The organism is Ensifer sp. GW101-20A05, assembly GCF_059424735.1.
In genome coordinates, this window is sequence record NZ_JBWKZT010000001.1 from 778,623 (window position 1) to 791,178 (window position 12,556).

The following is a 12,556-nucleotide window of genomic DNA, read 5'->3' on the forward strand; positions in this document are numbered from 1 at the left end:
TCCTATTCCTCTCTGAGGCCGTAAAGCTTGTGGCGGAAGGCCGCCTTGTCCTTGAGATATGAACCCGTCAGCGTCGCCACAACATAGGCCTTGAAGCTTTCGCCATAGCGCTCGTAGGCGTCGTAGAAACCCTGCTTGTCGAAGACGAAGCGCGAGACGAAATCGCGGGGCACGAGCTGGGAAATCAGTCGGTTGACCAGCCACTGGTCGGGATGGGTGGGTGCTGCGCGCACCAGCATGAAGCGGTTCGCCGGCGCAACGTCCTGCATCTTGATCGTGCCGGTCGCGGCAACCATGCGGATCATCTCCTGCAGGAACGGATAGGCCCCGTCCCTCGCGACGACAGCCGCATTGCGGTGCATCCAGGTCTGCAGCCAGATCCGGTCGGCATTGGCGAGATCGGCCGTCGGGTCAATTTCGTCGATCAGCCCGCGCACGATCATGTCGGCCCGGTGCTGATAGAGCCCCGACTCCTCCACCCAGGACGCCTGTGGCAATTGCAGCCGCTTGGTCGAGGCGAGGAAGTCGTAGATCCGGGCATGATCGTTGATGGCGATATAGCTGACCTGCCATGGCCGCGAGCGGCGGAAGCCGGGGACCGAGGGGTCGCAGATCACGGTCGTCGTCTTGTCGTCGAGAAAGACATAGACGCCCCCGAAATGATTGGCCCAGAAGGCTTCGTGGCGGAAGACGAGCTGGTCCGGCACCAGCGCATTCTGGCGGATATCGCCGGTGAGCTTGGCAAGCTCGACCATGCGGTTCAGCATCTCGTCGTCGGCCCAGGCCGTCGGCACTTTCTTCAGCCGGTCGACGAGGCCCCTGAGTTCGGCGGCCTTGCCGAGCATGTCCTCGGCCGACAGCACCCGGAAACGCACCTCGTTGATCGACAGCAGGTCGTCGATGTCGTCGACGACCGAAACCGAATCCTCGATCTCGCCGTAGAGCGCGTCCTTGATCGTGATCGCATTGATCGCGCGGCCGTTGGCGTTGAAGAATTCGTGCATCAGCGCCGCCGTATTGGAGAAGCTCGTATGCACGACCGGCAGCTCCGCCTGATCCGGTGTCATGATGATGAACCGGCGGTTGACCCGGTTCGGATCGAGATAATCACGGTCACCCAGTTCGTCAGCGATTTCGGGCGAAAACCCGGTCATGTCGATGCTGAACGCCGTCAACGCCGTCGGGCGCAGGCCGAAGCCTTCGAGTGCCTTGTTGTAACGCGCGATCAGGTGCGGCTCGGAGACATCGAGCAGCCGTCCATAGATGAGCTCGGCTTCGAGCAAGCGTTTCATCGGTCAGCTCTTCCCATCATAACCCCTGCCACCGGCCGTCGCGCTTCATCGCCTCGATCTCGCGGATCGCCTTTTCGCGCTGGCGCTCGCGGCGGATGATGTCGGTGACGGCGGCATCGTCGGATTTGTCGGTGTAGCGGAATTCGCTGTCGGCGTAGCGGTTGATCTCCTGCAGCACCATGTCGATGGTGATCGGGCCGCGTAGCGCCTCGATCATCGCTTTCTTCTCGTCGTAGCTCTTGTGCATGAACGAGCCGGCATCCCTGAACCAGTCATCCGGCAGCTCGACATCCATGGCGCGCAGCTTGATCGCGTCGGTGATGTTCTTGATCGCGCGGCCGGTAAAGCGCGGCTCGGCCTCCTTGATCATGTGCAGATAGGCGCCGACATCGGCGAGCGAGGCGAGCGCGCCCCGTTCCTTCTGGTAACGCTCCCAGACGGCGATGAGGCCATCCTCCTTCGGCCGCGCGTGCTCGGCATAGGATTGCGACACGGCCCGCTTGATCTCCTGCCCCTCGAACAATTGGTGTTCGCCGAGCGGGATCTTGTGGTTCTTGCCAACGAGCAGCGCGAAGATGTCGACATAGTCGTCTTCCGTCTGCGGCCCGTCGACCAGCCAACGGGCGCCGGCGCGCTGGCGCAGCGCATCGTCGACATTCTCGGGATAGTTGGAGAACATGCCGAAGGTGCAGTTGCCGCGCACCACCGTCGAAGCTCCGGCGAAGCTCTCCATCAGCACCGCCGTCACCTCATGCTGGCCGGCGGAAGCGCGATCATCGGAGCGCTTCGCCGCCACCTGGTCGACATCGTCGATCGTGCCGAAGCCGATCGCGCGCGGGTTGATGACGTTGTTGACGAACTCCTTGCAGTTCTGGCCCGATTTGCCCTGATAGGAGGAGATCTGGTCAACGCCGAAATTCTCGTAATGGAAGGCGTAGCCGGCAATCTCGCAATATTCGTTGAGCATGCCGGCGAGCATCTGGATCAGGATCGTCTTGCCGGTGCCCGGCATGCCGTCGCCGATGAAGGTGAAGAGGAAGCCGCCAAGCTCGACGAAGGGGTTCATCTGCCGGTCGAAGTCATAGGCCATCAGCATCTTGGCAAGCTTCAACGCCTGGTACTTGGCAATGTGGTTGCCGATGATCTCCTCGGGCTTCTTGAAGGTCATCACCAGCGGCTTGCGCTTCTGGCCCGGTGCGACATCGAAGCCGTTCAGCGTGAAATCGTCCTGGTCGAGCCGGATATGCACGGTCTCGAAGCTCTGCAGTCCAGTGAACCGCGCCTTGCGCGCGATCAACCCCTCGACTGCCACGCGCGAAAAGGCGCGCGCCCGGGCGGTCAGCGCCAGATCGTCAGGCGCCCCGGCAATGCCGCGGTCGAGCGCCGAGATGAGGCTCTTCAATGCGTCCTGCGGCGTGTCGAACAGAAAGTCGGGCTCGACCGCATCGTCCACCGGCTCGCCCTCACCTGAAAGCGTCGAGCCGAGATAGGCGGCAAGCGTAAACGCGGCGACATAGGCAGACGCCGAAAGCAGCGCCTTGAACTGGTTGGCCTCATCTCCTCCGAGCGGCGATGTGGCGTTTTTCGCCTGCAGTTGCTCGAGGTTTGTCTGCCGCGCAAAGACGTCGGCCACGGCGAGCGCCACCTGAATACCGCGGCGTGTGCGATAAAGCACGGCGTGCTGGGCCGGCGACAACATCGGATCGCCTTGGCGCACTGACTGAATGGTCTTGGTCAGCTCGACTTCGCGTGTGCGCCGCTGGCCACCGGTCGAAACCGTCGAGACGAAGCGGCGGCCGGTGCCGGCAAGCGTCGTCCCGGCGGATGCATCCTCGCGCTCCAGAATGATGAGCTTCGTCACCAGCCCCTGCGCCACCGCCTGATGCTTGGCGATGTCGTCCTCGTGCAGCGTCGTCAGCCCCGTATTGAGTGTCATCGTCAAACCTCGCTCACGACCTGGTTGCCGGAAATGACGTGGACCTTGTAGTCGCCGAACACCTGTTCGGCCTCGCCGGCGGCATAGAGTGCCTGATAGGCGTCGTGCGGCACCAGCGCGTGCTTCTCGTAGGAGGAGACACCCATGCGCGCCGCCTCCAGATTGGCGGTATCGATGTGGAACTCCTCCTGCGCCGGCGTCGATGACCAGAAGCCGCGTTTGGCGGGCCTTTCGGCCTTGGAGAAGACCTCCTGCACGGTCCAAGTCAGAAGCCAGGCATTCTCGGTCTTTCGCACCTTGGAGAGGATGTCGTTGATGCGCGCATTGTTCTCGGTGATCCCTGCAGAATAGAACGGGCCGAGCACGATGCGGCGCAGCTGCTTCGGGTGCAGCTCGTCAAAATCCTTGTCGAGATTGGTGGCGATCGTCACCGGGGTCAGCGAATAGCTGCTGTTCTTGGAGGCGAAATCGTCGAAGCGGCTGGCGAGCTCCGGATTGAGCAGACCACCAACCGGCAACGGGATCTCGACCTGCGGATTGAGCTTGCCGTCCTCGGTCACCAGCATCTCGACGATCTTCTCGGAGGAATCCTCGATCGTCGCCATGTAGACCATCGGCAGGGTATTGGCGCCGTCGAAGGCGCCCCAGCTCACGATGTAATAGGGACGCATCGTCTTGGAATTGACGGCGACGCGGATGGTCTCCGGCAAGATAAAGGGCGAGAAGATCTCACCCTTGCCGATCTGCTCCAGATAGAGCCGCTCGGCCATGCGCGTCTGCAACGCCTCGGGAAAGGCCTTCTGACGGAGGATGAAATCGACCATCTCGTCCCTCAGCGCATCGGCCGTGGGAATGTCGGCGAGGCGCTTTGCCGCCGTCTGGCGATCGTTCTCCAGTTCCAGCACGTTCTGGAACACCGGAAAACCGCTTTCGGCGCGCGAGATCCGGAACTGATCGACGAAGCCGATGCGGTTCTCCCAGCAGTCGATCGACGCCTTCAACCGGCCGAGATAGGGGACGATCACTTCGCCGACGACGGTGTTGCGATAGAGCGGCGAGTTGCGGTCGCCGAGAAAGAGTTCGAGCCCGGCGAGTGCGGCGTGGATCGACGCGAAATATTGTGCGACAGCGGATGAAGCCGCGACTTTCATGCAAATCCCCGTGGCGCGTGCCAGACGGCAAACTCGGTTCCGATCATTCGCCTGCCGATCACTGCTTCACGTAGTTGGCAGTGTTGTGCTTGTCCATGACAGCCTGGAAGCGACGGGCAAAGGCGTCGTCCGCCAGCTTCTTGCGGCGCTGGATATCCTGCGTCGAAAGCATGTTCTTTTCATGCATTTCGAGGAGATCGCCGATATGGCGCTGCGCAGCGGCACCGATGCCGGCCATCGTCTCTTCGGCGGCGGTGTCGACCTGGCTGCCGAGCGTGTTGATCTTGTGGGCGACATCCTGCTGGGCAGCCGTCTTCAAGGAGTCTTCCAGCGCCTTGTAGAGCACGATGCGCTGTTCGGTATCGATCGTCAGCTTGTTGATCAGCGTGTTCTGCGCGGCGATCTGGTTGTTGAGCGAATCGACGAAGGTCTGGAACATCGCGGTGTAGCGTTCGAGCGTCTGGCTCTCGGCGAGCAGCTCCTGTTCCTTGGCCTGCTTCTCGTTGTATTCGGTGGCAAGCGCCGAGCGTTCGCCTTCGAGCTCGGTGCGGACCTTCTGCTCCGTGGAGGCGGCAATGCGGTTTTCGATGTCGAGCAGCAGGGGGTTCAGTTCCTCGATGCGCTTCTGCACCTCTTCGAGGTTCGCCATCGTACCCTTGCGGCGCTCGATCACCTGGATCAGGCTCTGCTCCGAGGTCTTGTAGCGCTGGTCGAGGACCGACTTCTGCTCCTTGAGGATGCCGACGATCATGTCGGACTTCGACAGCAGCTCCTGCAGGTTGCCGGCAAGCGACATGTTGCGCACGCGGTCGGTGCGCATGCGCTGCATCTTCTGCTTGGAGAAGATGCCGATGAACTTCTCATAGCCGGTATAGTTCTTCATGCTCTCGAATTCGGAGCCGAAGACATTGGTCGCATCCTCGAGGCCGATGATCAGGTCGGCAATGTTGGCTTCCATCACTTTCTGCTGGTTGATCACGTCCTGGATGCGGGCGTTCTCGATGTCGAAGTTGACGTCGCCGAGCTTGGTCTCGGCCTTGGCGAATTGCTCCAGCACCACACCGGATTGCTCGAGCTTGCCGCGCATCTGTTCGACGACGCCTTTGGTCTTCTCGATCTCCGCGTCAAAATTCTGAAGAGTCGCCATGTCCTGCCCCTCGATCCACCGTGGCGCGATCCGCCAGCCCAGCCGAATTATTCAGCCTTCGATTGCAGTTATATAAAGGGTGTTTATGGAAAGAGAACAAGCCTGCCGCAGCGGCTTTTTTCGATCAAGCGTTGCAGCGAAGTGCTTGAGATATCGAAGGCATTGCCTATTTGGCGGCCGGCGGCGCCTTGAGATAGGCGATCACGTCGGCAATGTCCTGAGGTTTCTTGAGACCGGGAAAAGTCATCTTGGTGCCGCCGACCATCGCCTTGGGGCTCAAGAGATATTCGCTCAGCGTCGCCTCGTCCCAAACGTGCCCCTCGGCGCCGAAGGTCTTCATCGCCTCGGAATAGTTGTAGTCGGCAACCGACGCCACCGGCCGGCCGACCACGCCCATCAGGCTCGGGCCGACGCGATTGACCGGCTCGCTGGTGGTGTGACAGGCCGCGCACTTGCGGAACACCGCGGCACCCGCCGTCGCGTCGCCGCCGGCGTGGGCAGCCGGAGCTGCGACACCAAGACAGAGGAAAAGACTGGAAAGCAGGCGCCGCATCGAAAACCTCTTGCTGACAGGACCCGACGAGAATGGCACCGCGACCAAGGCGGCCGCAAGCGGCCAGTCGGTCGCACTCACTCGCAACGCATCAGGTCGTCCCAATGGCGCCGGCAATAGGAGACGTATTTCTCGTTGCCGCCGACATCGACCTGGGCACCCTCGCGCACCACCTTGCCCGTACCATCGAGACGCACGACCATCGTCGCCTTGCGGCCGCAATGGCAGATGGTGCGCACCTCGCGCAACTCGTCGGCGAGCGCCAGCAGCGCCATCGAGCCCGGAAACAACTTGCCCTGAAAATCCGTACGTAGGCCATAGGCCATGACCGGAATGCCGATCCGGTCGGCGACGCGCGCGAGTTGCCAGACCTGCGCCTCGTTGAGGAACTGCGCCTCGTCGACGAAGACGCAGGCGATCTCGCCGGCACCATCGGAATGAAGCGTTTCGATCAGCGTATAGATGTCGTCATCGCCATGGAACGGAATGGCGTCGGAGGCAAGACCGATGCGCGAGGAGATGCGGCCTACCCCTGCCCGGTCGTCATGCGCAGCGATCAGCATCACCACACGCATGCCGCGCTCCTGGTAGTTGTAGGAGGCCTGCAACAGCATCGTGCTCTTGCCCGCGTTCATCGTCGCATAGCTGAAATAGAGTTTGGCCATCTTCACCGCGTCCGGTTTCCGTCTCCCGGGTAATGACGAGCCTTGTCCCGGAAGGCCAGAGCGTGTTTGCGGCACCCACAGTTTTTCGCCGGACTAGACCATTTCGTGGACAATGCGACATTCAGCGTCGCATCGTGCACCCCCTCAGCATATTGACGCAATACACTTCCTTCGACATCAAAGCGCTTGAATTCGCTATCCAATGGTGTTTGGCTAAAACAATAATAGAGGCAGGGGAACGACAACGATGAAAAAACGACTCTCTCTCAAACTGATGCTGGCGGGCGCCGTTTCGGTCGTCGCCCTCGCCGCTGGACAGGCTGCAGCTGCCGAGCCGGAAAGCTGTGGTACCGTCCGTTTCTCCGACGTCGGTTGGACGGACATCACTGCAACCACCGCGACCGTTTCCACCGTCCTCAAGGGCCTCGGCTACCAGACCGACATCAAGGTTCTCTCGGTTCCGGTCACCTACACCTCGCTCAAGAACAAGGACATCGACGTCTTCCTCGGCAACTGGATGCCGACCCAGGAAAACGACGTTCGCCCCTATCTCGACGACAAGTCGGTCGAATCCTTCGGGCCGAACCTGGTCGGCGCCAAGTACACGCTGGCGACCAACGCCAAGGGCGCTGAGCTCGGCATCAAGGATTTCAAGGATATCGCCACCAAGAAGGACGCGCTTGAAGGCAAGATCTACGGCATCGAGCCCGGCAATGACGGCAACCGCCTGATCATCGACATGGTCGACAAGGACACCTTCGGCCTCAAGGGCTTCGAGGTGGTCGAATCCTCCGAACAGGGCATGCTGGCGCAGGTGTCCCGCGCCGAAAAGGATGGCGCGCCGATCGTCTTCCTCGGATGGGAACCGCATCCGATGAACGCCAACTTCAAGCTGACCTATCTTTCGGGCGGCGACGACATCTTCGGCGCCAACTTTGGCGGCGCGGAAGTCTTCACCAACGTGCGCGCCGGCTACACTACCGAGTGCCCGAACGTCGGCAAGCTGCTCACCAACCTCAAGTTCTCGCTCCAGATGGAAAACGAGATCATGGGCAAGATCCTGAACGACGGGCAGGAGCCTGACAAGGCTGCCGAGGAATGGCTGAAGGCCAATCCGACGGTCGTCGATCCGTGGCTTGCCGGTGTGACCGCCAAGGACGGCGGCGATGGCCTGGCCGCGGTCAAGGCCGCTCTTGGCCTCTGATCGGCATCGAGGCGGGGAAAAACCCCGCCTTTTTTCACCGCGTCATGCGCTCCTTTTGACCTGACGAGACGGATTTACCTTCGTGGAATATCTGACCGATAACCGCATCCCCATTGGCGGCTGGGCCAAGGCATTCGTCGACTGGCTGACGACGAATTTCGAGCTGTTCTTCGACCAGCTCGCTCGCTTCCTCTCCGGCGTTGTCGCCGTGCTGCTCTGGATTCTCCAGACCCCGCACCCGCTGATCGTCGTTGCCGTGATCACGGCGGCTGCCTGGTGGTTCCGTCGCTCGATCGGCGTAACGCTGTTCACCGGCCTTGGCCTGCTGCTGATCATCAACCAGGGCTACTGGAAGGAAACGACGGAAACGTTGGCTCTGGTGCTCGCCGCCAGCTTCGTCAGCATGGCCGTCGGCGTTCCGCTCGGCATTGCCGCCGCCCGTCGCGCCTGGATCTATGCCATCATGCGGCCGATCCTCGACCTGATGCAGACGATCCCGACCTTCGTTTATCTGATCCCTGCGCTGATCCTCTTCGGTCTCGGCATGGTTCCCGGCCTTATCGCCACCGTGATCTTCGCGATCCCTGCGCCGATCCGCCTGACCCGCCTCGGCATCATCTCGACGCCGCCGTCGCTGGTCGAGGCCGCCCAGGCCTTCGGCGCAACGCCCGGCCAGGTGCTGCGCAAGGTGGAACTGCCCTTCGCCATGCCTCAGATCATGGCCGGCCTGACCCAGACGATCATGCTGTCGCTGTCGATGGTGGTGATTGCCGCCCTCGTCGGCGCCAACGGCCTTGGCGTTCCGGTCTTGCGAGCCCTGAACTCGGTGAATGTCGCCAAGGGCTTCGAAGCCGGCCTCTGCATCGTCATCCTGGCGATCATCCTCGACCGCCTTTTCCGCTCGTCCGACGAAGGAGAAGGCGCATGACCACCGCCGTCGTATTCAAGAACGTCGATATCATCTTCGGCAACAACCCGCAGATCGCGCTGCAGATGGTCGACCAGGGCAAGACCCGCGACGAGATCGGTGCCGAAACCGGCCTCGTGCTCGGCGTCGCAGGCGCCTCGCTCGAAATCACCGAGGGCGAGATCCTGGTGCTGATGGGGCTTTCGGGCTCCGGCAAGTCGACCTTGCTTCGCGCCGTCAACGGCCTTGCGCCGGTGGTGCGCGGCGACGTCGAGGTGAAGACCTCGAACGGGCCGCTCAATCCCTACCGGACCAATGCGAAATCGCTGCGCGACTTCCGCATGCACACGGTCTCGATGGTGTTCCAGCAGTTTGCGCTCCTTCCCTGGCGCACCGTTGCCGACAATGTCGGCTTCGGCCTCGAGCTTGCCGGCATGCCGGACGCCGAGCGCAAGGCGCGTGTCGGCGAACAGCTCGACCTCGTCAACCTGACGAAATGGGCGGGGCGCAAGGTCAATGAGCTTTCGGGCGGCATGCAACAGCGCGTCGGCCTCGCCCGCGCCTTTGCCACCGGCGCACCGATCCTGTTGATGGACGAGCCGTTCTCGGCGCTCGACCCGCTGATCCGCACGCGACTGCAGGACGAACTGCTCGAGTTCCAGCGGCGACTGAAGAAGACCATCATCTTCGTCAGCCACGACCTCGACGAGGCGTTCCGCATCGGCAACCGCATTGCCATCATGGAAGGCGGACGCATCATCCAGTGCGGCACGCCGCAGGATATCGTCAAGAATCCAGCCAACCAGTATGTCGCGGATTTCGTTCAGCACATGAACCCGATCACCATGCTGATGGCGAAGGACGTGATGCAGACCGGCGTGCAGCGCGGCGCGACCGTTGCCGGCGTTACCGCCACGGCCAAGCCGACGACACCGCTCGTCGACATTCTCGACGCCATGTCTCGCCAGCCGGGCAGCATCGGGGTCGTCGACAACGGCTCCGTCGTCGGCACCATCGACGCCCAGGACATCGTTCAGGGATTGACGCGGCACCGCAACAAAAGTTGACGAAGCCGCTCATCAAGCCAATAAAAGCCCGGAGCGTCGTTCCGGGCTTTTTTCGTCACAGCATGTTTCCTTAAAACGTAGCCGATTTCAGGATAAAAACATGCAGCCATTCAAAGTGCTACGGCGACCTTTGCGCGTCTGATAAGACGCGGCGCTGTAGGCATTGATGGCATGGCAGGAAAGGTTCAAAGACATGAGCGACAAGCCGAGCGTATTGCGCGACACCGATGACGAAGCCCGCACGCTAGCCCGCACGCTGCTGCGCGGCGCGCGCAGCGGCTCGCTCGCCGCGATCGAGCCTGACAGTGGCGGCTTTCCCTTCGTCAGCCGCGTCCTCGTCGGCATGGATGTCGACGGCGTGCCTGTTATCCTGATCTCCAGGCTCTCGACTCACACCCAGGCGCTGCTTGCCGATGTCAGGGCCTCGTTGCTGACCGGCGAGCCCGGCAAGGGCGATCCGCTCGCCCATCCCCGCCTCACGGTGCAATGCACCGCCGAACAGGTCGCTCGCGACAGTGAAACCCATGTGCGCATCCGCGAGCGATTCGTTCGCCGTCACCCCAAGTCGAAACTCTACGTCGATTTCCCCGATTTCGGCTTCTTCCGGCTGAAGCCCTTGCGCGCCAGCCTCAACGGCGGTTTCGGTCGCGCCTATGTCTTGACCGCGGAAGATCTCCTGATCGACACGCCCGCCATCGCTTCGCTCGCCGCCACGGAAGCCAGCGCAATCGAGCACATGAACGCGGATCATTCGGACGCCGTGCAGCACTATGCGGTCAAGCTTTGCAATGCGCCGGAAGGCAATTGGAAGATCGTCGGGATCGACGCCGCCGGCCTCGATCTTGCAGATGGCGATCGGCTGAAGCGCCTTGAATTCCCGGCACCTATCGAAGACAGTTCCAATTTACGGGCAATTTTGCGTGAACTTTACGGTTAATCGCGGGATAGCTACCCCCATTTCTTGCAGTGGGTGGTTGCCCTTTTATGCATCACGACTAATTATCGTGCTTCGTCAACCATAACTACGTGTGATGTACTTTTCGCATGGAGCACGCAATGCAGCCACTTTCGCCTGAAAAACACGATGAAGCCGAGGTAGCAGCCGGTTTCCTCTCGGCCATGGCAAACCCTAAGCGCCTTCTCATCCTCGATTCCCTCGTCAAGGAAGAGATGGCAGTCGGCGCATTGGCCAACAAGGTTGGGCTGAGCCAGTCGGCTCTCTCCCAGCATCTTTCGAAGCTCCGTGCCCAGAATCTCGTCAGCACCCGCCGCGATGCGCAGACGATCTATTATTCGAGCTCATCCGACGCAGTCATGCGGATTCTAGGCACGCTCAACCAAATCTACGGCGACGAACAGATCGTCACCGCAGAAAAGACTCCGGTCCGCAAGTCGGCCTGATATTCGGTTCGCTCTGCGGACCCGTTCGAACAGCCCCACACGAGAAATCGCGCGGGGCTTATTCTTTTCCGGGGCATCGGCAACAAGCAAAGGCGTCAGCCGCGCCTCGGCCGTTTACCGGGCCTTGAGACTTCGGCGGCACCATGCGCCGCAGCAGGGTCGGCCGGAGCAACGGACACAAGGGAATGCGTGACAAGGTCCGTTGGGGTATTGCCGGAACCGGCACAATCGCAAACAGTTTTGCATCGGATTTCCGCTTCGCGGGTAATGCGACGCTTGTCGCGGTCTCATCCCGCAGCGCTTCGAACGCCGCTGCTTTCGCCACACGCTTCGGCGGAATCCGCAGCTCTCACGATATCGGCGCGCTCGCCGCCGCCCCCGACATCGACGCGGTCTACATCGCCTCGCCCAATGCGCTCCATCGCGACCATGCCGCCCTCTTCCTCGCGGCCGGCAAGGCGGTGCTGGTCGAGAAGCCGCTGACGACATCGGTCGCCGACGCGCGCGCCCTTGAAGACGCAGCCGCCATCAGCGGCACCTTCGCGATGGAAGCGCTGTGGACCTGCTTCCTGCCGGCAATCGCCGAGGTTCGCGCACTCCTGCGTGCAGGGAGGCTCGGAACCATCCGCCATGTCCGGGCGGAACTTGCCTATGAGAAACCGTTCGACGCGAACAGCCGCTTCTTCGATCCGGCCCTGGGCGGCGGTTCCCTGCTCGATCTCGGCATCTATCCGATCGCACTTTGCCTGAACCTCTTCGGCCAGCCGAAGTCCATTGGCGGCACTTGGAGAAGCGCCCCCACCGGCGTCGATGTCTCGGCAGACGCCAGGCTGGCCTATGACGGCTTTGATGCTGACCTGAGGTGCGGTTTCGATCGAAACGGCCACAATCGCTTCGTCATCGACGGCGATCGCGGTACGCTCGTCATCGACGCGCCGTTCCTGAAGGCAAGCCGCCTGTTCGTCGCCACCAGCGCCCCGGCACGCAACCTGCTGACATCGACGGGGGAAGCGTTTTTCAGGGCTGCGCGGCGGATCCCCCTGCCCGGTCTCAAACGCTTCGACCATGCGTTTCCCGGCAACGGCCTGCAATTCGAGATCGAGGCCGCCAGCGCGGCCATCCTGGACGGCCGGCGCGAGCATGCGCTGATGCCGCTGTCGCGCAGCATCGAAGCTCTGGAAATTATCGAGGCGATCCGCGCCAAGGCACCAGTGGCCTGAACGCCTGCCCCTA

Annotated in this window: 12 protein-coding genes; 6 read left to right on the forward strand and 6 right to left on the reverse strand. The window is 61.9% G+C overall.

Annotation, left to right across the window (positions count from 1 at the left end; all coding sequences use genetic code 11):
• Positions 1–2: 2 nt before the first annotated feature.
• From AC070A_RS03960 to AC070A_RS03985, 6 genes are all read right to left on the reverse strand, one after another.
• A complete protein-coding gene (locus tag AC070A_RS03960; RefSeq protein WP_057253039.1) occupies positions 3–1,292 on the reverse strand; it encodes a DUF6638 family protein in 1,290 nt (429 codons plus the stop codon).
• A 16-nt stretch (positions 1,293–1,308) separates the two neighbouring features.
• Positions 1,309–3,228 (reverse strand): AAA family ATPase, encoded by a 1,920-nt coding sequence (locus AC070A_RS03965; protein WP_058321160.1) that lies wholly within the window; start codon positions 3,226–3,228, stop codon positions 1,309–1,311.
• Between the two features lie 2 nt (positions 3,229–3,230).
• Positions 3,231–4,379, reverse strand: coding sequence for a hypothetical protein (locus AC070A_RS03970; RefSeq protein ID WP_113737056.1), 1,149 nt, complete (start codon positions 4,377–4,379; stop codon positions 3,231–3,233).
• A 58-nt stretch (positions 4,380–4,437) separates the two neighbouring features.
• Positions 4,438–5,526 carry a coiled-coil domain-containing protein gene (locus tag AC070A_RS03975; protein ID WP_110879312.1) on the reverse strand — a complete coding sequence of 363 codons (1,089 nt, stop codon included), beginning with the start codon at positions 5,524–5,526 and terminating at the stop codon, positions 4,438–4,440.
• A 166-nt stretch (positions 5,527–5,692) separates the two neighbouring features.
• A complete protein-coding gene (locus tag AC070A_RS03980; protein WP_113737086.1) occupies positions 5,693–6,079 on the reverse strand; it encodes a c-type cytochrome in 387 nt (128 codons plus the stop codon).
• Positions 6,080–6,156: 77 nt separating this feature from the next.
• Positions 6,157–6,744: a thymidine kinase gene (locus AC070A_RS03985; RefSeq protein WP_058321163.1), complete on the reverse strand. Its 588-nt coding sequence runs from the start codon at positions 6,742–6,744 to the stop codon at positions 6,157–6,159.
• Between the two features lie 247 nt (positions 6,745–6,991).
• On the opposite strand from AC070A_RS03985, the gene AC070A_RS03990 reads away from it, so the two are divergent.
• The 6 genes from AC070A_RS03990 (at position 6,992) to AC070A_RS04015 (ending at position 12,543) form a co-directional block, all read left to right on the forward strand.
• On the forward strand, positions 6,992–7,948 hold the full coding sequence (locus AC070A_RS03990; protein WP_113737055.1) for a choline ABC transporter substrate-binding protein: 957 nt from the start codon (positions 6,992–6,994) through the stop codon (positions 7,946–7,948).
• A gap of 82 nt (positions 7,949–8,030) precedes the next feature.
• Positions 8,031–8,876: a choline ABC transporter permease subunit gene (choW, locus tag AC070A_RS03995; RefSeq protein WP_057253029.1), complete on the forward strand. Its 846-nt coding sequence runs from the start codon at positions 8,031–8,033 to the stop codon at positions 8,874–8,876.
• A complete protein-coding gene (choV, locus tag AC070A_RS04000; protein ID WP_057253027.1) occupies positions 8,873–9,922 on the forward strand; it encodes a choline ABC transporter ATP-binding protein in 1,050 nt (349 codons plus the stop codon). The genes choW and choV overlap by 4 nt, the downstream gene beginning before the upstream one ends.
• Before the next feature lie 193 nt (positions 9,923–10,115).
• Positions 10,116–10,859: a HugZ family pyridoxamine 5'-phosphate oxidase gene (locus AC070A_RS04005; RefSeq protein ID WP_113511333.1), complete on the forward strand. Its 744-nt coding sequence runs from the start codon at positions 10,116–10,118 to the stop codon at positions 10,857–10,859.
• Between the two features lie 119 nt (positions 10,860–10,978).
• Positions 10,979–11,323, forward strand: a complete 345-nt coding sequence (locus tag AC070A_RS04010; protein ID WP_058321165.1) for an ArsR/SmtB family transcription factor — start codon at positions 10,979–10,981, stop codon at positions 11,321–11,323.
• Between the two features lie 185 nt (positions 11,324–11,508).
• Positions 11,509–12,543 (forward strand): Gfo/Idh/MocA family protein, encoded by a 1,035-nt coding sequence (locus tag AC070A_RS04015; protein WP_162770940.1) that lies wholly within the window; start codon positions 11,509–11,511, stop codon positions 12,541–12,543.
• Positions 12,544–12,556 lie beyond the last annotated feature (13 nt).

Bases quoted from the DNA above. Each gene is read 5' to 3' on its own strand.
- AC070A_RS03980 (WP_113737086.1), bottom strand. From the start codon at position 6,079: ATGCGGCGCCTGCTTTCCAGTCTTTTCCTCTGTCTTGGTGTCGCAGCT.
- AC070A_RS03990 (WP_113737055.1), top strand. From the start codon at position 6,992: ATGAAAAAACGACTCTCTCTCAAACTGATGCTGGCGGGCGCCGTTTCG.
- AC070A_RS04010 (WP_058321165.1), top strand. From the start codon at position 10,979: ATGCAGCCACTTTCGCCTGAAAAACACGATGAAGCCGAGGTAGCAGCC.
- AC070A_RS03985 (WP_058321163.1), bottom strand. From the start codon at position 6,744: ATGGCCAAACTCTATTTCAGCTATGCGACGATGAACGCGGGCAAGAGC.
- AC070A_RS04005 (WP_113511333.1), top strand. From the start codon at position 10,116: ATGAGCGACAAGCCGAGCGTATTGCGCGACACCGATGACGAAGCCCGC.
- choV (WP_057253027.1), top strand. From the start codon at position 8,873: ATGACCACCGCCGTCGTATTCAAGAACGTCGATATCATCTTCGGCAAC.
- AC070A_RS03965 (WP_058321160.1), bottom strand. From the start codon at position 3,228: ATGACACTCAATACGGGGCTGACGACGCTGCACGAGGACGACATCGCC.
- AC070A_RS04015 (WP_162770940.1), top strand. From the start codon at position 11,509: ATGCGTGACAAGGTCCGTTGGGGTATTGCCGGAACCGGCACAATCGCA.
- AC070A_RS03975 (WP_110879312.1), bottom strand. From the start codon at position 5,526: ATGGCGACTCTTCAGAATTTTGACGCGGAGATCGAGAAGACCAAAGGC.
- AC070A_RS03970 (WP_113737056.1), bottom strand. From the start codon at position 4,379: ATGAAAGTCGCGGCTTCATCCGCTGTCGCACAATATTTCGCGTCGATC.
- AC070A_RS03960 (WP_057253039.1), bottom strand. From the start codon at position 1,292: ATGAAACGCTTGCTCGAAGCCGAGCTCATCTATGGACGGCTGCTCGAT.